Source organism: Ahrensia sp. 13_GOM-1096m (assembly GCF_000620605.1).
Taxonomy (GTDB): Bacteria; Pseudomonadota; Alphaproteobacteria; order Rhizobiales; family Rhizobiaceae; genus Ahrensia; species Ahrensia kielensis.
Genome location: NZ_JIAX01000014.1, coordinates 115,534 through 141,241, shown reverse-complemented (window position 1 = coordinate 141,241; position 25,708 = coordinate 115,534). Strand labels below are relative to the sequence as shown.

Below are 25,708 nucleotides of genomic sequence, written 5' to 3'. Positions count from 1 at the left end.
TTGAAACGCTGAACCATTATATAGAGTTTAGCAAAGATGCATTGGCGAGGAAATATTTATGGCAGTCACGTATAATTTTGATGCGGAAATAGAGCGCACAAAAAACGTCGTTCAAGATATGCAAGGCAAAATCAAGCAATCAGGCGACGTTCTAGACAAGATTGCTGAAGCAGATGCGAAAATTGGCGATGCCCAATTTGATATCGAGAATGCCCGCATTCAGGACGTTCTCAAGCAACAAAAGGTGATGGAAGGCAATATGGCCGACCTTATCATTGGGCTTGAAGATGCGACCAATGTGTTCGGTTCAGAATTTGAATCGATGAAATCCTATACAGGCATGGAAAAATTCATTGGCCTGTTTTCTAAGCAACGCATGCAGCGTATGCGGTCTGAACGCGTGCGCAATATGTCGCTTGCGGGTAATCTGCAGGAGCTTCTTACTAAGTCTGACACGATTGTCGGCATTTTGAAGAACCAGAAGAATATTCTTGATGAGCGCTATGCGACTTCAGAAAATTCGCTTCGCACGGTCATTGAACGCCGTAAAACCACAATGGATAATCTTGAGGTAACTCAGACGCGCATTGAGGAATTGAACCCGATATTGCTTGATATTGAGAACAAGATTGCTGCGACAACCAACCAGAAAGACCGCACCCAACTTGAAGGGGAGCGTTCGAAACTGGCAACTGAATATAATGAAGCGCAATCTAAAGAGCAGGAACTCTTAGCTGAAAGCCAAACGCTTGAGCGCTACACATCGATGTTCCAGACATTTGTGGATTCGCTTAACAACCAGATTGCGGCGCAGAACACGCTGATCAACAAGCTGACGATTGATACAGAGCAGCGCATCGTGCTTTATAAATCGCTGGAAGATTCATTGAAAACAGCAGCGCAGCAGGATGTTGCGCATAAGATCAACACGCTTGGCAGCCAAGTCGATACGGCCGCTGAAACCACAATGGCGGGAATTGGTGCTGCTGCGCAAAAACATATTGGCGATCTGCTTGAAATGCATGAAGGCAATATGGTTGCAACGGCGGATATTCAACGCCGCAAAAAGCTAGCCGATGATGCCTTTGCACGCCGTTTTGAAGAAGTTATGCGCAAGCATGACGCTGGCAATTATGTGAAAAACTAAGGCGTAACCAACCGGAACGCCTGCACATGAGCACGACAAATAATAAGAATACAAATAGCGCGGACACCAGTGCAGTCACGCGCTATTTTAGTTCGATTGAAGCTGCGCTTTCTGGGCTGGATATCTATTTGCGCGATTCCAGATCGCCGCTTTATAAGCACGGTCTGGTTGCCCAAACGGTGACGCAATATTTGGCGCGGCTAAACAATTCGTTTTCTAGTTGGCAGAACCGGCTCGATTATGAGCCGAGTTTTAAGATTTCGCGTTCTGATAGCGGTTTTCCTATTTTTCAAAATGTTCTTGAATTGGAAAAGGACAGGCAGACGGCAGAAAACCGCCTCGCCTCTATTCCTGAGCCAGATGTCTTGCGCGATGAAATGGCCGACTTCATTTTGCGGCAAAAATCATTTCCGCGCGAACTTCAAAAGACAATGGCCGAACGCCTTTATCTTGAAACGGTGCAGAAAGGAGAGGTTTTCTCTCCCTTCGTGTTGCCTGAAACAACTAAGGTTTCGGCAAACCCTAAGACGGGGCGTCCTTATTATCTAACCCATTGGGGCGTGTTTGACGGTGTTTCGAATTTGCCGATGATCTATTCGGCGATGATAGAAGATTCAACGCCTGATATGATCAAAACATTGGTCGGAAAAGATGGACGTTTGCGCGAGGATGTGGAAGTGCCGCTACCCGTTGGCGGTCTGCTCAATCCGGCGCTGGCGCGTAAATTTGATGAATTTGCAGAATCCAATTCAGCCTATTCATTGTCGCCGACAACCATTGCCACGAATATGGACCAAGAGTTCGACACGCTACATCCCAAGCAATTGCGGCGTATCGTGTTGGGGCCGTTTTTCTCAACCGGTATTACAGAAAACAACGAGACCATAAACCGAATTTTGGACCGTGTGGCGAACCCTAAAAATGCTTGGCTTTTAACGTGGACCATTCAGGATGTTTATTCCAAGAATGAACGCGCTGGCAAAAAGGGCTTCTGGTCTTCAACGCCATCGCGCCAAGAATATCACATTGAAACCAATGATTTAGATGCCGCGCGCATGGGCGTTTCTGCCTATGAGAACCATGCGCTTGTGCCTCACGAAGCCTATCAAGCGCTTTATGCTGCAGGCGAAATCGACAAGGTTTTTGCAGGCTATAAAACGCACATCATCTCCAATGGGCAGGTGATTAGCGATGTCTAAAGGAGCGTAGTATGGACGTTGGTTTGACCCGCATTGATGAGCAGGACATCGCAAAACATCGCTCGGTTGCGCAATCGTTTGTTACGCGTTTTGTTGTGCTTGAACAGGCGTCAGATAAGTCTGGCACCGAGCTTGCGGGCACGCGCCGGCGTATGATTTCGACAGTGTCGACTGCGGGTTTGCGCAAAACGCGTGAAGTCGAATTGATGAAAGTCATTCAGAGCGTGCGCTCTGATGATGCGATGTTATCGCCCAAACAGCATGCGCTTGCCTTCCGTGCGCGCCGCGGCGCTGCGATGGCGCTGGCAGTCTCAGATGTGTTTGCGCGCCAGAGCGAACTTGAAGCGTTGACAGCACGCAATGCCACATCGCCGCTGGACGGTGAGACCGCAGAGAACTTTAAACGGCTCATGGCTGCTTCGGCCTATATCGCCGCGTTCACGCTGGCTGCTTATTTGGGTCAGATGCTGGAAAGCGATACGGAGCCGGGCGAGGATTTGAACGAACCGGATTATTTGTTCGACACGCCGCAGGATTCTGTCAAATCGGTGATTGCTGGTTTAAGTGCTGCGATTGAAGGCGCGCCGGATGATACCGCATTGCTGCAACGGGCCAAAGCCTATGCGCGCGTGACATTGGAAGGCTTGATTCAGCGCAAAGGGCGCTTTGCGGGGCTGGGCAGTTTTGAAGATAATCACATTCATGTCGAGCAAGATGATTTCACGCTAAACGGTTTTGATGTTGCGCCCGGCGCAAAGCGTAAACCGCTGACGATGCAGTTTAAAAAGCCGAACGAAATTGTTGGCAACCACATTGCAAAGTATCAGGCGATGAAGCTGGCGAAAATGCTGGTCGCTTATGATTTTGATCGGCAGCTTAATCCATTTGTTGAGCTTGGCGGTTTTCTGTTCACATTTATCGGCGATGGTGCGCCCGGTACAGGTAAAACGATCCTTATTCAGATGGTTGCGGGCCTTGTAAATGATTATTGTCAGGTGGCGGGCTATCCGTTCCACTATGAGAATTTCGGCGTGGACCAGATTTCTTCTTATCAAGGTAAGTCGGGCCAAAACTGCAAAAGCTTTATCAATAATGTGATTTCACCCAAGGCCATCGGCTTCGGCACGATTGACGATATTGACCAAGTGGCGGCAAAGCGCTCCGATGATCGTGCATCTGCTGGTCAGCAAGAAGTCACGGCTGTATTGATGGAAAGCTTTGCGGGCGCATCAACGGTGGTGCGCGGTAATTGCTCGTTTGGCATGTTCTCTAACTATCCTGAAAATGTGGATGATGCACTGCGCCAACGTGCTGGTGCGCGCTGGTTGGTGGATGGGCCGCAAACGCAGGACGATTATATCGACATTTTTGCACTGCTTGCTGGCAAGAACCACTCTATTCCACTGGGCGACCATGATCTGTTCAAGGCGCAAGCGATTAAGGAAGCGGTGAGCGCTGCTTATTCAGGCAGTGCTAAACCGTCCGAGCAGGGGCTTTTGAATGTTTATGATCGGTTCATCGCGCAGCATGGCGAACCAAAAACTATGGCGGATGTCGGCACTTATTTGCACATGATTAAACAGGTCGAGCCGCGCTTTACGGGCCGTGCGATCAAGAATGTCACCGATGCGATTAAAATGCGTGCTATGGATATTGATCTGCCGGATGAGTGGTTCGAAACGCCGGAAGCCTTCATGCATAAGGATTATGACGCTAAGCGCGATATGATTGCTGAACTGCGTCAGCCTTTCACGATGGATATGGTGATGCAGGAAATCAACCGTTATGCGGATTCTGAATTCCGTTACACCGATAAGTCCGACAATGCTGCCGTAGAAGAAATCATCCGCCGCGAACGCCAGCGCGGCAAAGCGATCGTTGAGATTGAGGATATGAAAAAGTGCGGGGCTTGGTAGGTTTGGGTTGTTCTTCAAACTTTTTGCCCCTCTCCCCATATATGGGGAGAGGGGGATATTCACATTTTGCGAACTGTTTGATGCATATATTTATATGATATTTCCGCGCCTCCCTCTCCCTGCTTGCGGGGAGAGGGTAAGGGTGAGGGGCGTAATTGAATGTGGGGGAGCGTAAATATGCGCGGCCCAAAACCAGACCAAACGAATAGAGCAAGATCGCTGCGCAAAGTTGAAAATGATGCCGCATCGATTATGTGGCAAGAATTACGTGACCGGCGTTTGAATGGTTTTAAGTTCGTGCGCGAATATCCATTAGGACGCTACTTTGCTGACTTTGCATGCCGATCAGAAAAGTTAGTTGTCGAAATCGACGGTAGCCAGCATGCGAACTCCCAACAAGATAGGGAGCGCGACATGTTCATGAATGGGGAAGGCTGGAGCGTTCTTCGTTTTTGGCACATTGATGTGTTAAATGATTTGCAAGCGGTGTTAGAAACGCTGGTCTCGGTACTAGAAGGACGGCTTAACCAGATGGTTATTACGAACGAAATGATTTATCTCCCATCAAGAACGCAAACTCAATGAAACGCCTTTATGAAAATGAGCTTATCTATGGCCGGTTGCTGAGTGTTGATCAGCCGCATTTGGTCGAGCGTTATAATAAGGCGCTGCAAGCCTTTGGCATTAAGCCGACTGAACTGACCGAATTTGATATCGATAAGACTGGGTTTTCGCCGCAAATTGCCAAAGAGCTTGGCGACTATGATTATCTTGATCCAAACGGCGTCAATCGTCGGTTTATTATTTTGACACCATCGCAGGTGTCATTGCCAGTGGTGCATACGCGGTTTTCAAATACTGACGCGCTGATGTATGAATTTTACACCGACAATATGCGCGTTATTAATGCGCTGACGATCAAAGACGTGATCTATGGCGAGATCGAAGACAATGTGTCGGTCGTCAATGATATGGAAGATTTGCTCTCCATTCAGCAGGTCGAATTTCGTGTGCTTTCGGCCGATGATGTGATTGGCAAAGCCAATGAATTGCGCGGTCTTATCGACCGGTTGAAACACACATCTGATGCGTGGCGTGATGATGCTATGCTGAACCGCATGGTTGAACTTTCGAAAAAAGTTGGTGACATTCGCGAGAACCATATGGTGCCGGAACATGTTGTGTTTCGCCATAACGCCTATTGGACCAGCCATTTTGACGGTGCATATATTTTCGTTGATGAGAAAATGACAACCGTTATCAGCGATCCTGATGCGCCTGGTTTCAGGCGGTCGCGGCCTTGGCAGGTTAGCTATTTGCCAATTGGTGATTATGACCGCGTGTTTCGCTTTTTGGCCGCATCAAAGCGCATCGAGTTGCCGCGTGCATCGTGGATTGAAGAAACTGGTTTTCTTGAACATCGCGCTGAGATGATTATCCGCTCGATCATTCACGAAGCCGAACCTGATGTTGATATGACGAAGGTTGATGCTGTGTGGCTGCAAACCTGGCTGCATCGCAATGCCAATCTTGTAACAAAAGATGGGCGCTACCCGTTTCTCAATCAGATCAAACGCGAGATCGCACAAAACGGGCGCGTTGATATTAATGAGATACCTGAAGAATATCGCTTTATGCTTGTTCGGGCAAAGCCAGATCATCCTGATGCATGGCTGACAAATCGTCTTATTTGTGAATTTAACCGTGTTGATTTTGTCTCGCGTTATATTTTCAACAAACAAGCATTTTACAATGATTACGAAGAATATGATGTACAATACCGTAATCATATTGTGGAAACACTTAAAGCCACCTATCTGAATGATAAGGCGGCGCTGCGCGCACGCTTATATGGGCTTGATTGACCAATAGCCGGAGGGAACAATGCTAGATCCGATAGTCGCTTTTTTTACGCGTATTTTTGAATTGATCGGACGGGCGATCGGTACTTTTATCGCATGGCTTATCTGGCCGTTTATTGCCTTTCGCAATTGGTTGCGCGGCAAAGGCTGGTTCATCAAGATTCCGGTCTTTACAATCCTGCTGCTCATCGTTTTGAGCTATATGTATCTGTTTTATATCACGCAGTTCTGGTCCACTGGCGACGAGGATTATGTGGCTGCATATAAGTTTGAAGAGACAACAACTGGCGTTGGCGATAAGCTTGCTGACAATACGTGCCAGCAATCAGCGATGGTTCAGGTTGCTGCCGATCTTATTGATTTTAATGTCAATCAGACCGTTTGGGCGCCATCCAACCCGCTTTATAAAGCTGGTTTCATGTTCTACTGGGATTGGAAAGATACGCCGTTCTTTGACAATAAGGCCTCATTCCAGCTTGGTGTGAACCAAGTTTTGCGCCGTACATCAATCGAGTTGGTGGACCGTCTTGGCCGCGTGCGCGGTACATCATCGATCAACCAGAATTTGCAAGAAGCGCGTGAATCCATCAATTACCGCGAGAACGCATGGTTCTTGACATTTTCGCCGCCATTCTTGCAGCCATCAACACAGGCGCGTCTTCGCGATGGTCGTCAAAATTTGATCGACTTCAACGAAGAGATGAAAGCTTGTAACGCAGACTTTGATGCGCGTGCCGACAATCTGATGCAGTTCTTTGACCGTATTACGGGCGATATTGGTGCAACGTCTGAAATCCTTCAACGCCGCATGGAAGCATCGAACTTTACGGGCTTTGACTCGCGCGCCGATGACCGTTTCTGGTTCACTTATGGGCAGCTCTATGGATATTACGGTATCTTGTCTGCGGCACGCTCAGATTTTCGTGAGGTTGTTGTTCAGCGTCAGCTAGGTTCTGTTTGGGATCGTGTGGACGACCAGCTTCGTGAAGCGATGACGACGAAACCGCCATTTGTTGCCAATGGTAGCAATTCAAGCTTGGTGAAATCGCATCTGGAAAGCATTGGTTTTGATTTGTTGCGCGTGCGTGCGAATCTGGTCGAAATGCGCGATATTCTTGATCGCTAATTGTTCACTTAGCTTTATCTAAGTTGCTTGATTAAAAGGCTATATCCGCAGTTTTGCGGGTGTAGCCTTTACGCTATGTCGCTTTCACCCTACCGTATCGTTCAAGACAGTCGCCTTTAGGCTGCTCCAAGCCTGAAGGCTTGGAAAAATTTATGCGTCAATGAGCATGCCGCAAAATTGCGGTCGCAGCTTTTTTGCTGTGCTAATTTGGTATGGGAGGCCACACATTGTCCGAATATAAGACCGATATTCAAATCGCGCGCGAAGCCAATAAAAAAACTATTCAGGAGATCGGGGCTAAACTCGACATCCCACCGGAACATTTGCTTCCCTATGGCCATGATAAAGCGAAAATATCAGCCGAATATATTCAATCCGTTCAAGGCAAAAAGAACGGCAAGCTGATACTTGTAACAGCGATTAATCCGACACCTGCAGGTGAGGGAAAGACAACAACCACCGTTGGTCTTGGGGATGGGCTTAACCGTATCGGCAAGAAAGCGGCGATCTGTATTCGCGAAGCATCTCTTGGTCCAAACTTTGGTATGAAGGGCGGTGCTGCGGGCGGCGGCTATGCGCAAGTCATACCAATGGAAGATATGAACCTTCACTTCACGGGCGATTTTCATGCGATTACATCGGCGCATAATCTGCTTGCTGCGATGATCGACAATCACATTTATTGGGGCAATGAGCTCGAAATTGATACGCGCCGCATCGCCTGGAAACGTGTGGTTGATATGAATGACCGCGCCTTGCGTATGATCAATGTATCGCTTGGCGGTGTTGCCAACGGCTTTCCGCGAGAAGGCGGGTTCGACATTACAGTTGCCTCCGAAGTGATGGCTATTCTTTGTCTTTCAAAAGATATCAAAGATCTGGAAAAACGTTTGGGCGACATGATCGTGGCTTATCGGCGCGATAAAACGCCGGTGTTCTGCCGCGATTTAAAAGCCGATGGCGCAATGACTGTTTTGCTGAAAGACGCTATTCAGCCAAACCTTGTGCAGACGCTTGAAAACAATCCTGCCTTTGTGCATGGCGGGCCTTTCGCAAATATTGCTCATGGTTGTAACTCAGTTGTTGCGACCACTACGGCCTTGAAGATTGCCGATTATGTTGTAACTGAAGCTGGCTTTGGCGCCGACCTTGGCGCTGAAAAATTCATGAACATCAAATGCCGCAAGGCCGGCATTGCGCCTGATGCGGTTGTGTTGGTTGCGACAGTGCGCGCCATGAAAATGAATGGCGGCGTTGCCAAAGCAGACCTTGGCGATGAAAATGTCGATGCTGTTAACAATGGCTGCTCGAATTTGGGACGCCACATTTCCAATCTTAAATCGTTCGGTGTTCCGGTCGTGGTTGCGATCAATCATTTTGTCACCGACACGGAAGCCGAGGTGCAAGCGGTAAAAGACTATGTTGCAAAGCAAGGTTCTGAGGCGATCCTTTGTAAGCACTGGGCGCATGGTTCGGCGGGTGTTGAAGAACTCGCGCATAAAGTCGTGCAAATGGCGGATAGCGGCATGGCTAATTTCGCACCACTTTATCCTGATGAAATGCCGCTGTTTCAAAAGATCGAAACAATTGCCAAACGCATCTATCATGCCGACGAAGTTTTGGCGGACAAATCGGTTCGTGAACAGCTAAAAACATGGGAAGATCAGGGCTACGGCCATCTGCCTGTCTGTATGGCCAAAACGCAATATTCGTTCTCAACGGACCCGAATTTGCGCGGTGCACCGACAGGACATTCGGTGCCTATTCGCGAGGTGCGGCTTTCTGCAGGTGCAGGCTTTGTCGTGGTTGTCTGCGGGCAGATAATGACTATGCCGGGCCTGCCGCGTAAACCATCAGCAGAGATTATTCGTTTCAATGATGACGGCGTTATTGAAGGGCTGTTTTAAGTCAGAGATTAAAGAGCCCTGGCTCAAAATGGTTCATATCTTCAAATGTGCAAAAGTCGCTTGTGCCGAGTTCGATCATCGGCACATTTTGCAGAAAGTCAGCGCTTAGCATTTGGAGGGCATCTGCGTGGGCTTTTGCCTGCTCAGCTGTCATGAATTTGATCAGATAAGCCATCGTTATATGGAATGTGTAGGTCTCGTGATCTGGATGACGATAGCCAAAACAATCGGCCAGCTGATCGCGAAAATCGCGCAGCGCTTGTTCATCGTCTGGCGTTGCGCCTGCCACCGTTAGACCATTGGGCGTGACAGCAATTGCTTTGACATTGAAAGGCCGTGATTTGGGGAAGTCTTGCAACTTCTCAATCATATGTGCGGTTGCAGCATCAATCGGCGCATCGAGAGGCAGGGTCGGCGGCCAAAAACCGGCCGTACGTCTGAACTCAATGATCCCTTGAAAGACCGTCATATGGTAGCTGGAAATAGGTGTGAAGGCGAAGTGCGCAGCGCTTGGTAATGCCTTCATTTTTTCAGCAAGGGTAATCAACGCATCTTGCGACTTTGAACCATCAAGCACATGCGCGACGACTGTATTGCCCGGTTCTGGCAGGAACCTGCCTTGTGGGTCAAAGCGCGTGCCAGCATGGGCAGGCGCATGACCTTGTCCTTTGCCCGTTAAATGATCGATGAGTTTTTGTGATGTTTCATTCGGCATAGGAGGCTCCTTGGCCATGAGCACCTATCGTTGTTTCTTGAAAGATATATGACGTCACTTTGTAGGCGAGGCTAAAATGTTACCGTTAAGAACAGGCATTCATGATCTGAATAAATTTTGATTGCACTGCGGCGTTTACGTGCTAAAGATTTGCTATGAGCAAAACAATGAACATCGCAGCGAATTGGTGGCGCACGCTTTCATAGGCGGGCTTTTTCGTGTTTTGACGCATATGCACCGCCTTAGACATAAGGCGGTTTTTTTGTGTCCGCACATTGTTTAAAGGTTCAACTTTATTGGCTCATCTTGAGCAAACAGGCAGATTTGACATGACGAATGCAGGCCAGCGCCAACAACCGGATCAGTTTATAACACGCGGGGGCGTTGCAATTGAGCGGTGCCGCGAAGCCGTTGAATATGCGACAGCAATCGATAGCTATTTGGATGCGCTCGATGATCGTCTGGGCGCTGTCTTATCCTCAAACTATGAATATCCGGGTCGCTATACACGCTGGGATATTGCGATTGTTGATCCGCCCGTCATGATCAGTGCGCGCAAACGCGACATGCAGATCAAGGCGCTTAATGAGCGCGGAAAAATCATCGTTGCGATGATTAAAAAAGCGCTTGTCGATGAGGCGCATATTGCAAAAATGTCGGACACAGATGATGGGCTTGCCATTGTTATTGCCCAGCCTACGCGTGTTGTGTCTGAAGAGGAGCGTTCGCGCGCGCCATCGGTGTTTTCTGTTGTGCGCAAGATCGTTGATCATTTCCATTCGCCTCAAGATGACAATTTGGGCTTCTTTGGTTCATTTGGCTATGACATTGCATTCCAGTTTGATCCAATTGAAGAAAAGCTTGAGCGCGCCAAAAACCAGCGCGATCTCGTTCTGTTTTTCCCAGATCGAATTTTGGTCGTTGATAACCATTCGGCGGCTGCGTGGGTCGATGAATATGATTTTGCCGCTGATGGTGCATCAACGGCTGGCTTGCCGCGTGAGCAGACTGCCGACCCATTTATACCAAGCGATGTTGTGCCGCCAAAGGGCGATCATAATCCGGGTGAATATGCGGATCTTGTTCGCAGCGCCAAGCAGAGCTTTTCATGCGGTGATCTGTTTGAAGTTGTGCCGGGACAGATGTTTTATGAGCAGGTCAAGAGCAAGCCTTCTGCGATTGCGCGCCGCCTGAAAGCGACCAATCCTGCGCCATATTCATTCTATATGAACCTTGGCAATAATGAGTTTTTGATCGGTGCGTCACCGGAAATGTTTGTGCGGGTAACGGGTAAGCGCATTGAGACATGCCCGATTTCTGGCACGATTGAGCGTGGTGCCGATGCAATTTCAGATTCAGAGCAAATCTTGAAATTGCTCAACTCGAAGAAAGACGAGTCTGAGCTAACCATGTGTTCAGACGTTGATCGTAATGATAAAAGCCGCGTGTGTGAGCCTGGTACTGTGCGGGTTATTGGCCGCCGCCAGATCGAGATGTATTCACGCCTTATCCATACGGTTGACCATGTTGAGGGACGTCTTCGCGAAGACATGGATGCGTTTGACGGATTTTTGTCTCACGCTTGGGCCGTGACCGTGACCGGAGCGCCAAAGCTTTGGGCCATGCGGTTTATCGAGAACCATGAGAAAAGCCCGCGGGCTTGGTATGGCGGTGCAATTGGCATGGTCAAGTTTAATGGCGATATGAATACTGGTTTAACTTTGCGCACGATACAAATCCGTGAGGGCATCGCGTCAGTGCGTGCTGGTGCAACCTTGCTGTTTGATTCTGATCCTGAGGCAGAAGAAGCAGAAACCGAATTAAAAGCGTCTGCGCTGCTCGCGGCTATTCGCGATAGTGCAAAGGGCAATGCGCCGTTGAGTGAGATTGCCGTTGCGCGTGTGGGTGAAGGCAAACGTATTTTGCTCGTCGATCATGAAGATTCATTCGTGCATACATTGGCCAATTATTTCCGCCAAACAGGGGCCGATGTGCGCACCGTGCGTTCGCCTGTGACCGCTGATGCGTTTGATGATTACAAGCCTCACCTTGTTGTCTTATCACCGGGGCCGGGCAAACCATCTGACTTTGATTGTAAGGCAACCATTAAACAGGCCAGAGCGCGTGACTTACCGATCTTTGGTGTGTGTCTTGGCTTGCAAGCGCTGACCGAAGCCTATGGCGGGTCACTGCGCCAGCTGGGCTATCCGATGCATGGCAAGCCGTCACGTATTCGCGTGCAAGAACCGGGCATAGTGTTTTCGGGGTTGCCTAAAGAAATTACAGTTGGCCGTTATCATTCTATCTTTGCTGATCCAGCGCGTTTGCCGGATGTGTTTACAGTCACGGCTGAAACAGAGGACGGCGTGGTGATGGGGATTGAGCATCGCCATGAACCAGTTGCGGCGGTGCAGTTTCACCCAGAGAGCATTATGAGCCTTGGCCATAATGCCGGTATGCGCATGATCGAGAATGTTGTTGCGCATCTGATTAAGTAATGATGATGACCTATGATTTGCTTCTCGGTCTTATGGGCTTTGCTTTTGTTAGCTCCATAACGCCGGGACCAAATAATTTGATGCTCATGGCATCGGGTGCCAATTTTGGTTTCCGGCGCACAATACCGCATATGTTTGGCATAGGGCTGGGATTTACTTTCATGGTATTCCTAGTCGGCATTGGCCTTGGACAAATCTTTGACAGTGTGCCCGTGCTGCACATGATTTTGAAAATCGTTAGCGTCGTTTACATGTTCTGGCTCGCTTGGAAGATTGGCAATTCTGCACCGCCACAAAAGAGCGAAGCAGAAGGAACACCGATTACATTTTTGCAAGCTGCAGCGTTTCAATGGGTGAACCCAAAAGCATGGGCAATGGCATTGACTGCCGTGACAGTTTATTCGCCTTCACGCGATCTGGAAGGTGCGCTGTGGGTGGCTTTGATTTTTGGCGCGACCAATCTGCCTTCGGTGAGCAGTTGGACCGTACTTGGCCAACAGATGCGCCGCTTTCTGACCAACCCTAAGCGGTTGAGGATATTTAACTGGTCAATGGCCGCATTGCTGATCGCATCACTATATCCGGTGTTGGGGTTGTGAGTGGTGTATAGTAATCAAGCGTGCGACCTTTCTGCCGTGAGCACTCATTGATCTTAAAGAACAAGGGAGAGAATCACTTGATTACAGATATTGAGGATTATTTTCTAAAAGGGTGCGGGCGTTGTGATCGGTTTGGCACGCCTGATTGTTCTGTACGGCAATGGGCCGATGGTTTGCTTATGCTGCGGCGGATTTGCCTTGAGGCAGGTCTTGTTGAAATCGTTAAGTGGGGCCATCCATGCTACATGTTTGAGGGGCGAAACATTTCTCTTATCGGCGCTTTTCGCGGTGATTTTCGTATTAGTTTTATGAATGCGGCACTTTTAAAAGACAGCGAAAACATTCTTGAAAAGCCGGGTCCTCATTCTCAACATGCAAGTACTCTGCGCTTTAAGAGCGCTGACGATGTAGCGGGCAAAGAGCCAATCATTACGGCCTATCTTAAAGAGGCAATGGGCTATGCCAAGGCTGGTATTGAGCCGCCCAAAACCCAAGCAGAGTTCGAACTGCCAAGCGAATTGATTGATGCTTTGGATTCTGATCCGGAACTTGCAGAAGCGTTTCATGCGCTGACACCTGGCCGCCAGCGCAGCTATGTCATTAATCTTAACTCAGCCAAAAAACTCGAAACGCGCATTGCGCGCATCCATAAGTTTCGAGATAAAATTATTGCAGGCAAGGGCGCAATGGAGCGGTGAACAACTGCCCGTGACACTTTCATCTTTGTCTATTTTCGCTCTTGCACTCTGATGAAACTTTGCTACGTTCGTTTTATGAGCATGACAATTTTAACATTGCTAGCCGCCTTATCGCTAACTGCTATTGCAGCAGCGAATGCCGCTGCGCGTCGTCGCAAAGCTCTCCTCCTACTTAGAAGCGATCGCTCGGCCCGTTCATAAGGGGCGCCGGGTGGTCGTATCCTCGGCGATCAAAAGCCTGCCCCTTCTTCCATCACGAACATTGAATAATTAGCTGGCAAGCGTTAAGCCCGCGCATAAGAAATGCGTAAAGCTGCTTGCACGACGAGGATATTATGACGAAAACTTCTTCCACCCAAGGCATGAAGAGCATGGCTGCGGCCGCTTCCAAATATCGCGCTTATCCACCAATGGATATGAGCGACCGTACTTGGCCATCCAAAACAATTGAAAAAGCACCAATTTGGTGTTCGGTAGATTTGCGTGATGGTAATCAGGCGCTTGTTGAACCAATGGGTCATGAGCGCAAAACCCGCATGTTTGCGCTGCTTTTGCAAATGGGTTTTAAAGAGATTGAAATCGGCTTTCCATCGGCTTCGCAAACAGATTTTGATTTTGCGCGTTGGTGTGTGGAAGAGGGCAATGTGCCCGACGATGTTTCACTGCAAGTCTTGGTTCAGTGCCGCGAAGAGCTTATTACGCGCACATTTGAATCGCTCAAAGGCGCTAAAAGCCCGATTGTCCATTTCTACAATTCGACCTCTGAATTGCAACGCCGTGTGGTGTTTAACAAGGATGTGGCAGGCATTAAGCAGATCGCCACTGATGCTGCGAAAATGGTCGCTGATATGGCGGCAAAAGCAGGCGGTGGTTACCGCTTTGAATATTCACCGGAAAGCTTTACCGGCACTGAAATGGAAGTCGCGCTGGAAATTTGTAATGCGGTGACTGAAATTATGCAGCCGACAGCTGAAAACAAGCTTATCCTCAATTTGCCAGCGACCGTTGAAATGTCCACGCCAAACATTCACGCAGATCAGATGGAATGGATTGGCCGCCATCTTGATAACCGTGAAAATATCATCATTTCACTGCATCCACATAATGACCGCGGCACGGGCATTGCAGCGACCGAGCTTGGTTTGCTTGCCGGTGCTGACCGTGTTGAAGGTACTTTGTTTGGGAATGGCGAGCGCACAGGTAATGTCGATCTTGTGACATTGGCTTTGAATATGTTGACGCAAGGCGTTGATCCTGAACTTGATATTTCAGACATCAATCATATTCGCGATGTCTATGAGCATTGTAACCAACTTACTATTCCTGAGCGTCATCCTTATGTTGGTGAGCTTGTTTACACGGCCTTTTCTGGCTCGCACCAAGATGCGATTAATAAGGGTATGAAGTCGATCAAAGAGACCGACGGCAAGCTTTGGGAAGTGCCATATTTGCCGATTGACCCGCAAGATGTGGGCCGCTCTTATGAAGCGATCATCCGCATTAATTCGCAATCGGGTAAGGGCGGTATTGCCTATATTCTGCAACAGGATTTCGGCTTGAATTTGCCGCGTAATTTGCAAATTGAATTCCGTCAGGAAGTGCAGAATATCACGGACAGTGAAGGTACAGAGCTCTCTTCGCAGCGGATTTATGATGTGTTCATGGCGACCTATGTGAAGCTTGAATCGCCACGTTTGCGGTTTGAAGGTCACGCGACTGAAGCCGACAGCAGCGATAGTGAAGTGCGTATTGTGCGCGCTAATATTATTGACGGTAATCAGGCGAAAACAATTGAGGGCAAGGGAACAGGACCGATTGACGGCTTTGTGGACGCGCTTTCAAAAGAGTTTGGCATGAACATTTCAGTGAGTGATTATTCTGAGCACTCGCTACAGCACGGCTCAAATGCAGCTGCGATCACCTATATGCAGCTTGATATTGATGGCGAAACTGTCTTTGGCGCAGGGATCAATAAGAACATCGTGGCTTCGTCGCTTGAAGCTATTTTGTCTGCGGTAAACCGTGTGCTGGCCCGCAAAGCTTAAGCTATATTTTTTGAACTTTGACGAAGATTTGGGTGTGAAGCGCAGTTAAGTGCTTCATGCCCATTTTTGCATAAAGCGGGGCAGAAACACGTTTTTTCGCCCGATTTGGCAGTAATGTTGGGTGTAATGCATGCGATATCATCATTTCCCTTGCAACAAACCTAAAGCCGCCCCAATTATGGTTAATAATGAGTTAGCGTATTTGGAGCCACAAATGGCCTTTGATCGACCCGATCGCGTGAAAAACGCACCCAAAAGCAGCCTTGTCGATGCCGTGCGCGATATAAAAATCGCTTCGGCCGAGCGCGGCGATATTGTCATTGATATGAAGGAAGCGGACCGCGCACGTCTTGAGCTTCTTGCACAGGAACTTAAGCCTGTGTTTGACGAAGTGCCGCTTGATGATGAGCGCTTTGATTTTGCCATTTCTTCTGGCCTTCAGCCGCGTCTTTGGATTGATGCAACGGCGCATGTGATGATGGGCAAAGACCGTCGCCAATATCGTTTCGTTCGCGATAGCCGTCTGGGGCGTTTAACCCTTGCAGAAGGCACCGCAATTGAGCCAATTGCGCAGTCTGTAACCAAATATATTGCCGAGCGCATTTATGAACGTGAATTGGCGTTTGCTGGCGATGATATTTCCTATCGCATTCAAAAAGCTGCTGATGAAGAGAAAGCCGCTAAAGATATTGCCAGCGAAGAAGCCGCAAAGCTTGCTGATCAAGCTGCTGAGGAAAAAGAAACGATTGTTGAAGAAGTTTCAATGGCTGCCAAAGATCGTGCGAGCAAAACAGCTGCGAGCAAAGCTGTCTGGTTTTTGATCGCGGCTTTCGTTGTTGGCGGCACGCTTCTATTGGCTTTCCGCGATAGTATTTTCGGGTAATCTAACCGTAGAGTTTGCGGCTGTCGGTAACTTCAAAAGTTGAGGCTGTCGCAGAATTCACGCTGTGAGAGGTCAATGTGCAATGCCATTGGCCAGGCTCTCCTGAAATGACAAAATGATTATAGGCCGCAGCTGGTTTGTGGCCGCCGCCGCTTTGGCTGGCAGAAGGCACGCCAATCACCGGAACTTTAGTGCCGTTTGGGCCTTCAATCTCATGGCGTTGTGGCAAATGGGTATGGCCGTGCAAAACCAGTTCTGCGCCATATTCGCGGATGACCTTCTGAAAAAGGCCAATGCCATATAAGCGTTTATGTGGCGGTGTCGCATTGCGCACAGGCGGGTGGTGGATCATCACTACACGGAATAATCCAGCCTCGCGTGTTTGTTCTAATAGCTTGATCAGTTTTATAGATTGACGTTTTCCGAAGCGGCCTGCAGCAACAAAGGCTGGTGTTGCGACGGCGCTGGAAACCCCAATGATTGCCACATTGTCACGCACACGCAAAAACGGAAATGTTTCGCCTTTAACGTAATTTTGCCGATCATCATTGGTCATATATGGCCACCAAGCTTTGATGGCTTTGGCCAAAGTTCCCGATATATAGGCATCATGATTGCCTGGCACGACGGTTGTGGTTTGAGGATCAAAATTAGCGCGTAGCCATTCGCCCGCTGCCACGACTTCCGCGTCCAGGCCAATATTGATCAAGTCACCTGTAATGGCCACATGGTCGGCATTTTCACGAGCAAGCTCGCTGATGAGGCTATTGAGTGTTGCGCCGCCAAGATTACCTGCGCGGTTGCGTTGCCAGTTAATATAGCCAGTTACACGCTTGCTGGCCAATTCGCGTAGCTTTGCTTTGGGTAGTGGTCCGAGATGAACATCGGAAATATGTGCAAGTGTGAAACCCATTTTTATTAGCTAACGCCTTATAAGCATGTCGTAAACGCTTCATGCAAAATTTTATTTCGTTTCTTCGCTCATTAATGCATAAAGACCCCATGTCCATTAAAACTCGTCTGTTTCATTTGTGGTTTTTGTTCTCGCGGCCAATGACGCTTGGCGTGCGTGCTGTTGTGATCGACGATCAAAAGCGCGTTTTATTGGTGCGCCATACCTATGTGGCGGGATGGCATTTTCCAGGCGGCGGCGTTGATGCTGGCGAGGCATGCCAAGACGCAGTTTTGCGCGAGCTCAAAGAAGAAACTGGTTTGCTCACGAGCGAACCTGCAAAGCTGTTTGGTCTTTATCTCAACCGCAAGGTGACAAAGCGGGACCATGTTGCGGTTTATACTTTGTCTAACTTTTCCGGCACTTTGAAGAAACAGGCTGGTGAAATTGCCGAGCTTGGCTGGTTTGCCATTGATGATCTGCCTGCCGAGACGACCCAAGGGGTTCGTGATCGACTGGCAGAAATCATAGATGGCAAAGCGATTTCCAAAATTTGGTAGTTAGAGCCGCGCGCGGTCATGGCTACGTGAAAAATCAACATCGGGGCCAACGGGCACAATGCGTGTTGGGTTGATGGTCTCATGGCTTGCGTAATAATGCGCCTTAATGTGGTGCATGTTCACGGTCTCAGCGACACCATCAATTTGATATAGTTCCTTCGTGTAATTCCAAATGTTCGGGTAATCGGCGATGCGGCGAATGTTACATTTGAAATGTCCGAAATAGACCGGATCAAAACGCACAAGCGTTGTAAATAGTCGCCAATCCGCTTCAGTGATTTGATCACCCATAAGATAGCGCTTTGTACTCAATCGTTCTTCCAGCATGTCCAATGTATCAAACAACGGATAAACGGCTTCTTCGTAAGCTTCTTGTGTTGTTGCAAAGCCGGAGCGGTACACACCATTATTGACCGTTTTATAAATGCGATCATTGATCGCGTCGATGTCGCTGCGCAATTCTTCTGGATAATAATCAGTATGATCGCCCGTGATCTCGTTGAAGGCGGAATTAAACATACGGATGATTTCAGAAGATTCGTTGGAAACAATCGTGTTGTTTTTCTTGTCCCACAAGACCGGCACCGTGACGCGTGTTGTCACATCAGGCTGCGCCTTTTGATAGATTTCGCGCATAAATGTTGAGCCGAAAAGATCATCACCTTTTGCTGCATCATCGGTTTTAAATGTCCAGCCGTCTGCGGCCATATAATGATGAACCACTGATACGGATATCAGATCATCAAGCTTTTTGAGCTTACGGAAAATCAGCGTTCGGTGCGCCCAAGGGCAGGCGAGTGAAACGTAAAGATGATAACGCCCTGCTTCTGCCTTAAAGCCGCTGTCACCGGATGGGCCAGCTGTGCCATCTGCTGTTACCCAATTGCGGAAGCTGGCTTCCTTGCGCTCAAACCGACCGCCGCTGGATTTTGTATCATACCATTTGTCGTGCCATTGCCCGTCGATTAGTAAGCCCATTTTTGTCTCCGTCATTCTTGAGTTATTGTATATCTAGAGCGAACAGTCGCAGCAATCATCAGGCAAAAGTGTGAACAGTGCGTCACGGTAAAATAGCGCAACAATAAAAAAGTATCTTTACGGTTGCATGATCTGGTGCTACCGGAATGTCATGATTTTAAAAGCTGAACATATTTTGTCGCTCCGACGACGATAGGAAAAATTCTTTGTGCCTGTTTGCGGGCTTTTTTCCTATGCGCTTTTAAAATCTGGATTTCTCATGAAACAACAATCCTCTGCCTCACTGGCAACTCACGCCACAGCTCCGTCATTTACGATTTCGCTTGAAACCGAAGCGCATCACCAAACGATAGAACAGCTACATGAAACTGTGTTTGGACCGGGCCGGTTTACACGGGCAGCTTTTCGCGTGCGTGAGCAAGGCTCTCACGATCCTGAACTGTCTTTTGTGGCAACACAGCCAGATGGTAAGATGATTGGCAGCGTTCGGCTGACATGGGTTACAACATCGGTTAGCCGTTCAAAGGGACTGTTGCTTGGCCCTTTATGCGTCGTGCCTAATTTGCAAAAGCAGGGTGTTGGCAAAGCACTTGTCGCCAAATGCGTGGAAGCTGCCAAGCAGGTAAGTGCTGATTATCTTATGCTTGTTGGCGATCAGCCATATTATGGCCCGCTTGGCTTTGATGTTGTGGCTAAACGCAATGTGTTGATGCCGGGGCCCGTTGACCTTAATCGTTTGCTCGTTTGCCCGCTTGGTGGGTTTGACCCGTCCGGTATGGCAGGGCTTATTTCACATAGCGATATACTGCCCAATTGATGAGAGGCGTTTCATATTTTGAAGTGTGAAACGCTCTATTTGCCCTCGCGATACCACATCGCGCTGAATGCCAGCAGTAATAAGCCTAACCCAAGAAAACCAGCGAACACGCCTTGGCGGTTGATGCCGCGCAATTCGGTTTCTTTCGTCATTTTAAAACCAATCCAATCACGGCCCGATGTCTCAACATTGCTGCGTATTGGCAAAATGTTTGGCACATTGATATCGCCGTCATCGTTCAGCAAGCGGCGCGTATCACCGCGAACTTCATCAAGGTAAGGCTTTAAAATATCCGCTGTGGAAATCATATCGCGGAACTCTGGCGCATTGATAGGACCGATATGTGCAAGCGTTGATTTGGTTGCATCGGATATTTCAAAAAGACCTATCTGGTTGGTTTCATAAGTGCCTTCAAACAGTCCTTCATCGGTCTTTTGCAGCTCCAGAATTATCTCCTGACCATCGGGCGCAATAATGGTTACGGCGTCTGCAGCATCAGCCATTGTTTGGCGGCTGACTTTTAATGCCTGACCATCTGGTTCTGCGGTTAAAGCTTCGGCCTCAAGGTCCGGTTCTTTCATCAACCAATGCGCTAAACGGCGGTATAAATTCACATGTGGCCCGCCGCCTTCAAAGCCGCGTGCCCATAGCCAGCCATGATCTGACAGCATCAAGCCGACACGGCCTTCGCCATATTCGTCTAAGACGAGCAGCGGTTTGTCATTCGCTGCCTGCATGATGGTGGTGCCTTTAACATCCTGCACATCAACGGTGCGGAACCAGCGGCCCCAGTTTGGTGGCTCTGTTGCCCCGCCTGGAAGATCGCGTGTCACCGGATGCCGTTTGCCGTCATCGCTGATGCGCGGGTAATAACCTGCCATCTGAACTTGACCTGTTGGCACCGCAGGCAGCGCATTAAACAAGGGCGTGCGTGCAACGGAGGTATCGCCAGCATATTCATCGCCAGCGGCAATCAGCAATGCGCCGCCATTGCGCACATATTCGGCGATATAATCATAATAAAGTACGGGCAAAACATTGCGGTTTTGATAGCGGTCAAACACGATCAGATCGAAATCCTCGATCCGCTCGACAAATAATTCGCGCGTTGGAAAAGCAATCAAAGACAGCTCGTTGATTGGCGTGCCGTCCTGTTTTTCAGGTGGCCGCAAAATCGTAAAATGAACCAGATCAACCGACGCATCGGATTTCAGCAAATTGCGCCATGTGCGCTCACCAGAGTGTGGTTCACCCGAAACAAGTAGCACCCGCAAATTCTCACGAATGCCTTCAATGCGCACAACCGCACGGTTATTATTGCCCGTCAGTTCGCCGTCAATTTCATCTGTGGCAAATTCGATAATGTTTTTGCCCGAGCGATCAAGCTCGATCTCAGCTTCAAATGTTTCATTGGCAAGCGCTTGTTCAATGGCCAGTAACTCGCCATTGCGATAGATCGACACTTCAACATTTTCATTGCCTTGCGGCACGTCGCCTTGGTGTTCGATGCGGTAGCTGACTTGAACCGGATCGCCCACAATTGCAAAGCGCGGTGTTTCAACCAATTGCACCTTGCGGTCATATTCGTCTGGATGTCCGGTGATGAGCGCGTGAACTGGGGCGTCAAATCCCAGTGCTTCGCTGATGTTTGGCACATCATGCACTTGCCCATCGGTGATGAAGACCGCGCCGCCAATACGCGCGGGTGGTACATCGCGAAAGACAGAGCGCAGCGCTTCGAAAAGACGGGTCTCGGTCTGTGTGTTTGCAGTTTCTGTTCTTGCTGTTTCAATCACCCGCACATCAAATTGGTCATAACGCTCAAAATTGGCGGTTAAGCGCTCCACCGCTTGCGCGGTGGTTTCGGTGCGGCCATCAAGCCGCTGGCTTTGGCTTTCATCAACGATGATCGCAACGCTGGTTGGCAAAGCTGTACGGTCTTCTTGGCTAATAACAGGATTGGCAAGCGCAATGGCAAGGGCCAAGAAAGCGAGTGCACGCAAGATGCTGCCACGCGTGCGCAAAGCGATAATGATGCCAGACAAAAGTACGGCCAGAGCCAGCGCAATCCAGATCACAGGCCAAGGCAAAAACGGGTCAAAGGCAATGGAATAATTGGTCATTTACTGCCCCAATCTTTCAAGCAGAGCAGGAATGTGCACCTGATCGGCTTTATAGTTTCCGGTCAGCATATACATCATGATGTTGACGCCTGTGCGAAACGCATAAATGCGCTGCATGGGATTGCCAGATGCGATAGGGCGCAGCGGCACGCCGCTTTCATCCAGTGCCCAAGCTCCTGCAAGATCATTGCCGGTAATGAGAATGGGGGACACGCCATCACCGCTACGCACAGGCCTGTCGATATTATTTTCATCATTGCTTGCCTGAACCCAAAGCGGCGAACCGTCATAGACACCCGGAAAACTATCCAAAATATAAAATGATTTGGTGAGAACATGGTCTGCGGGCACAGGCTCCAAGGGCGGCACATTCAGGTTGCGCATTATATCGCGCAAGCGTTGGTTTTCAGGGCTTTGACCTGAACTAAATGAACCGCCGATCTGATCGCGGGTATCAAACAGAATGCTGCCGCCGGCTTGCATATAAGCATCAAGCCGCGCGATTGCGGTTTCACTCGGCATGTCGGCATCAGCATCTATGGGAAAGTAAATCAGCGGATAGATGGCCAGCGCATCCGTCTCTATATCAAGCCCAACCGGATCGCTTGGCTCAAGCGCTGTGCGCGATGCCAAATAACGGCTAATGCCCGAGATACCAGCTTTTGTGATGGTGTCTGTATCTTGCCGGCCCGTCAGCACATAGCCGATGCGGGTCGCATCAAGATTTTCAATCAACAGCTCATCGCCAGGTTTAGCGTCCTGCGCATGGGTAGGGTTTGGGGTAAAGCTTATTGCGGCAATGGCTATGAGTATTGCGGCACTTGCACCTGCTGATTTATAATTGCGTTTGAAACGCCCATTAATCCAAAGCATGGCCAATGTGTCGATGATGAGCAAAAGAAACGCTATGGCAAAGAGCCAGCCGCTAAGATCTGTTTCTTCTGCAACAGCATAGGGAAGCGTTTCTGTTGGCACCTGTGTTTGCGACAGCACAAATGGCTCTAATGTTGCGCCTGTATTTAAAATATTGAGCGCGGAAAATGCGTCTTGCGTTCCATATAGGCCAGCTGGATTTTCATAGGTTGTTACAGCTGTGCTGGCCGTATCGCGCGGCTTAACAAAGGAGGGCGGGTTAATCAGCTCGCCGTCACTGCGCAATGTGCGAAGGGGGCTGAGGGCTTCGCCCGTTGCGGACTGTGATGTGCTATCGCTGGCACCTGTATTGGCAGAAATATCTGCAATCCTGCGCAACATATCAACGAACGAACCGCTGATTGGCAGGTTCGACCATGTTGCTTCTGCTGTCACATGGAAAAGCACAATGGTGCCTTTGCCGCGCCGCTCGCCAGTTACAAGCGGTGTTCCATCTTGAAGGCTTGCCCATGTTTTTTCCGCAAGCTGCGCATCGGGGTGTGCAAGTAGCTGACGGTTGACGGTCACATCGCGCGGTGCATCCAATTCAGCAAAAGGGCCATTGGCTGAAAAGGGGGCAACAATCTGCGGTTCTGTCCATGTTAGTGCGCCGCCAAGTTCGCGTTCGCCGCTGCGCAGCGAGACTGGCAGAAATGGATCATCATCGGCGGAGGCTGCAAGGCGCGGTCCGGCAAATCGCACCAGTGTGCCGCCAGCTTCTATCCATTCTTCAATTTGGCTTTCGACAACATTTGGCAAGACGCCGATATCGGCCATAATGATGACGGCAGGGCCTTGCTCTAAAATCTCAGGAATATCGACGCTCAAATCATTGCTGCGTGGGCGCACAATATCTGCATAGGGCTGAATGGCGCGGGCGATATAATAGAGCGGCGATAAGAGTGGCTGGTCTTCATCGCCAGCAAGACCGCTGAACAGCGCAAAGCGTCGGCGGCGATTATTCTCATCAAGCATATATGTCGCGGCGGCGTTCTTCTGATTTTCAATGCGGAGTGTCGCCATGTCATTGCGCAATTCAAATGGTACTTCAAAGGCAGCAATCGCCTCACTGGCACCATCTTCAAAGAACGCCGTTGCTGTTCCGAGCAGTCGTCCTTTTTCATCAATTGCATTGACGTTAATCTCGTCGGCAAGTTGCGAATTTTGCGAACGGATGATTGTTGCTTCCAGCGCATTGGTGCGGTTTTGCGCTTCGCTGATGGCGGCGATCTGGGTGATTTCACCGTTAAAGAGCAATGTTTTTGAAACTATATTGGCATCCAAATTTAAGGCGCTATCTTTATCTAGCTGCGCAAGACCGTCGCTTAAGATTGCAAGCGTTGCGTTTTCACTGCCCAATGCTGCTTCGCCAAGACGGCCCAAAGCTTGCGCGCGGTTTGGTTCCGCTGCAATCGGCTCAAGCGTTGCAAAAGAGGCAGCAGCTGTCGCCGCATCCACCAAACGGATTGCTGCAGAAGGCGGTGATACGCTCGGACTGATTGCGACCGGAATACCGCGCTCACCTGCTGATTGAATGAGGGCTGCGCCTGTTCGTTGCCGTGCCTGCCAATCGCTGGCGGAAGCCCATGAATTGTCGATCATAATCAGCAGTGGGCCTTCCTCAAGTGCCATTTCGGTTTGAGGATTGAGCAGGGGACGCGCCAGCGCGAAAATCACCAGAGCTGCCAGCGCCAAGCGTAGCAAAGTTAGCCACCAAGGGCTTTTGGCGGGCGTTTCTTCGCGCTTGACGAGTTTTTGTAATATGCGTAGCGGCGGAAACACTTCTGTTTCTGGCTTGGGCGGCGTTAAGCGCAATAGCCACCAGATGGCAGGCAGAGCAATCAAACCAAAAAGCACGGCGGGGAGGGCGAAAGCGAAGGGTAGTCCAAGCATTAGTATGTTCCGGCCATTTTGGTGGTTGCTACCGGATTACCTGTCATAAACCCATGCAATCGGACGAGTGTTTCAGAAGCTAAATGGTCCGTGCGGCTAATCGTGTAGCTGCCGCCATGAGCACGGCAGCGCATTTGCAAAGCATGCCTGCGTGCCTGATAAAGATTGCGATATGCTTCTCGCCAATCTTCGGCGCGCCCTGCGGTTAGCCTTGTGCCCGTTTCAGGATCAACAAATTCTGTACGGCCGCCATAGGGGAAATCTTCTTCTGCCGGATCGACGATCTCAATCAGATGCATACGCGCACCTTGGCCTGCCAAATTATCAATCATTGCCAGCGTCTCGTTGGTATCGCCCAGAAAATCACTGACCAAAACAACATCGCTAAACCGTTGAACCTGCGTGAAGGAGGGTGTCTCTGGTATATCGTGTGGCTGTGTTGCAAAGGCGGTTGCAAGGCGTTCAGCGCCTTTACGGTTGGCAGAAGGTTTTAAAAGGCCGGGATAGCCAACACGTTCACCAGCACGCGCAAAGAGTTCTGCCAAAGCGAAAGTCACCACCATTGCGCGGGATTCTTTTGATACAGATGCCGCCGATGATTTGAACAACATGGACGACGACCGATCGACCCAAAGCCAGATTGTATGGGCCGCTTCCCATTCTTGATCGCGCACATAAGTTTGGTCATCGCGGGCTGACCTGCGCCAATCAATCCGCGCCATTGTTTCGCCCTGTGTGTAGGGGCGATATTGCCAGAATGTTTCGCCAATGCCACGCTTTTTGCGCCCATGCCATCCGGCCATAACCGTGTTGACTATACGAAGTGCATCAACAAGCAGCTCAGGCACTAAGGCAGCGCGTTGCCGTGCGCGGGTTAGCGCATCATTATTGTCTGTTGGCTTTGTGGATTGGCCGATAGTCGCCATAAGTTTGGCTGC

Annotated in this window: 20 protein-coding genes; 14 read left to right on the top strand and 6 right to left on the bottom strand. The window is 49.5% G+C overall.

The genetic code is table 11. The annotated features are described in order from the left end of the window. Positions 1 to 58: 58 nt before the first annotated feature. The 7 genes from N530_RS0112975 to N530_RS0112945 all read left to right on the top strand — a co-directional run bounded on the left by N530_RS0112975 (position 59) and on the right by N530_RS0112945 (position 9,157). A complete protein-coding gene (locus tag N530_RS0112975) occupies positions 59 to 1,147 on the top strand; it encodes a hypothetical protein (protein WP_026481033.1) in 1,089 nt (362 codons plus the stop codon). Between the two features lie 26 nt (positions 1,148 to 1,173). Further along, complete coding sequence (locus N530_RS0112970; RefSeq protein WP_026481032.1) at positions 1,174 to 2,346, top strand: hypothetical protein; 1,173 nt, start codon at positions 1,174 to 1,176, stop codon at positions 2,344 to 2,346. 11 nt (positions 2,347 to 2,357) lie between these two features. Beyond that, positions 2,358 to 4,262 (top strand): AAA family ATPase, encoded by a 1,905-nt coding sequence (locus tag N530_RS0112965; protein WP_026481031.1) that lies wholly within the window; start codon positions 2,358 to 2,360, stop codon positions 4,260 to 4,262. Between the two features lie 177 nt (positions 4,263 to 4,439). Continuing rightward, positions 4,440 to 4,847, top strand: a complete 408-nt coding sequence (locus tag N530_RS0112960; protein WP_026481030.1) for an endonuclease domain-containing protein — start codon at positions 4,440 to 4,442, stop codon at positions 4,845 to 4,847. Next, positions 4,844 to 6,127, top strand: a complete 1,284-nt coding sequence (locus N530_RS0112955; protein ID WP_026481029.1) for a DUF6638 family protein — start codon at positions 4,844 to 4,846, stop codon at positions 6,125 to 6,127. Before N530_RS0112960 ends, N530_RS0112955 begins: the two co-directional genes overlap by 4 nt. Before the next feature lie 19 nt (positions 6,128 to 6,146). Continuing rightward, positions 6,147 to 7,250, top strand: a complete 1,104-nt coding sequence (locus N530_RS0112950) for a DUF2333 family protein (protein ID WP_026481028.1) — start codon at positions 6,147 to 6,149, stop codon at positions 7,248 to 7,250. 227 nt (positions 7,251 to 7,477) lie between these two features. Continuing rightward, positions 7,478 to 9,157, top strand: a complete 1,680-nt coding sequence (locus N530_RS0112945) for a formate--tetrahydrofolate ligase (protein ID WP_211097903.1) — start codon at positions 7,478 to 7,480, stop codon at positions 9,155 to 9,157. Between the two features lies 1 nt (position 9,158). On the opposite strand, the gene N530_RS0112940 is transcribed toward N530_RS0112945, so the two are convergent. Beyond that, on the bottom strand, positions 9,159 to 9,872 hold the full coding sequence (locus tag N530_RS0112940; RefSeq protein ID WP_026481026.1) for a DUF1868 domain-containing protein: 714 nt from the start codon (positions 9,870 to 9,872) through the stop codon (positions 9,159 to 9,161). A 329-nt stretch (positions 9,873 to 10,201) separates the two neighbouring features. Between N530_RS0112940 and N530_RS0112930 the strand changes: the two genes are divergently transcribed. The 5 genes from N530_RS0112930 (at position 10,202) to N530_RS18710 (ending at position 16,595) form a co-directional block, all read left to right on the top strand. Then, complete coding sequence (locus N530_RS0112930; RefSeq protein ID WP_026481025.1) at positions 10,202 to 12,370, top strand: anthranilate synthase; 2,169 nt, start codon at positions 10,202 to 10,204, stop codon at positions 12,368 to 12,370. A gap of 5 nt (positions 12,371 to 12,375) precedes the next feature. Next, positions 12,376 to 12,969, top strand: coding sequence for a LysE family translocator (locus N530_RS0112925; protein WP_026481024.1), 594 nt, complete (start codon positions 12,376 to 12,378; stop codon positions 12,967 to 12,969). A gap of 77 nt (positions 12,970 to 13,046) precedes the next feature. After that, the gene (locus N530_RS0112920) at positions 13,047 to 13,667 is read left to right on the top strand and encodes a YdeI family protein (protein WP_026481023.1); all 621 of its coding nucleotides are present in this window, start codon (positions 13,047 to 13,049) and stop codon (positions 13,665 to 13,667) included. A gap of 335 nt (positions 13,668 to 14,002) precedes the next feature. Next, on the top strand, positions 14,003 to 15,712 hold the full coding sequence (gene leuA, locus N530_RS0112915; RefSeq protein WP_035267130.1) for a 2-isopropylmalate synthase: 1,710 nt from the start codon (positions 14,003 to 14,005) through the stop codon (positions 15,710 to 15,712). Between the two features lie 214 nt (positions 15,713 to 15,926). Continuing rightward, positions 15,927 to 16,595 (top strand): hypothetical protein, encoded by a 669-nt coding sequence (locus tag N530_RS18710; RefSeq protein WP_051540947.1) that lies wholly within the window; start codon positions 15,927 to 15,929, stop codon positions 16,593 to 16,595. 1 nt (position 16,596) lies between these two features. Here N530_RS18710 and N530_RS0112900 read toward each other — a convergent pair whose 3' ends face one another. After that, positions 16,597 to 17,508, bottom strand: coding sequence for a metallophosphoesterase (locus N530_RS0112900; protein ID WP_035267129.1), 912 nt, complete (start codon positions 17,506 to 17,508; stop codon positions 16,597 to 16,599). An 89-nt stretch (positions 17,509 to 17,597) separates the two neighbouring features. Between N530_RS0112900 and N530_RS0112895 the strand changes: the two genes are divergently transcribed. Continuing rightward, positions 17,598 to 18,047: an NUDIX domain-containing protein gene (locus N530_RS0112895; protein WP_247869197.1), complete on the top strand. Its 450-nt coding sequence runs from the start codon at positions 17,598 to 17,600 to the stop codon at positions 18,045 to 18,047. Here the strand turns inward: N530_RS0112895 and N530_RS0112890 are convergent, their stop codons facing one another. Beyond that, positions 18,048 to 19,025: a glutathione S-transferase family protein gene (locus N530_RS0112890; protein WP_026481019.1), complete on the bottom strand. Its 978-nt coding sequence runs from the start codon at positions 19,023 to 19,025 to the stop codon at positions 18,048 to 18,050. 259 nt (positions 19,026 to 19,284) lie between these two features. On the opposite strand from N530_RS0112890, the gene N530_RS18130 reads away from it, so the two are divergent. After that, positions 19,285 to 19,842: a GNAT family N-acetyltransferase gene (locus tag N530_RS18130; protein WP_081773972.1), complete on the top strand. Its 558-nt coding sequence runs from the start codon at positions 19,285 to 19,287 to the stop codon at positions 19,840 to 19,842. Between the two features lie 35 nt (positions 19,843 to 19,877). Here N530_RS18130 and N530_RS0112880 read toward each other — a convergent pair whose 3' ends face one another. The 3 genes from N530_RS0112880 to N530_RS0112870 are packed head-to-tail and all read right to left on the bottom strand — an operon-like array spanning position 19,878 to position 25,696. Beyond that, on the bottom strand, positions 19,878 to 21,965 hold the full coding sequence (locus tag N530_RS0112880; RefSeq protein ID WP_026481018.1) for a membrane protein: 2,088 nt from the start codon (positions 21,963 to 21,965) through the stop codon (positions 19,878 to 19,880). Continuing rightward, entirely contained in the window at positions 21,966 to 24,770 is a 2,805-nt protein-coding gene (locus N530_RS0112875; protein ID WP_026481017.1) for a DUF4159 domain-containing protein, read from the bottom strand. After that, on the bottom strand, positions 24,770 to 25,696 hold the full coding sequence (locus tag N530_RS0112870; RefSeq protein ID WP_026481016.1) for a DUF58 domain-containing protein: 927 nt from the start codon (positions 25,694 to 25,696) through the stop codon (positions 24,770 to 24,772). The genes N530_RS0112875 and N530_RS0112870 overlap by 1 nt, the downstream gene beginning before the upstream one ends. Positions 25,697 to 25,708 lie beyond the last annotated feature (12 nt).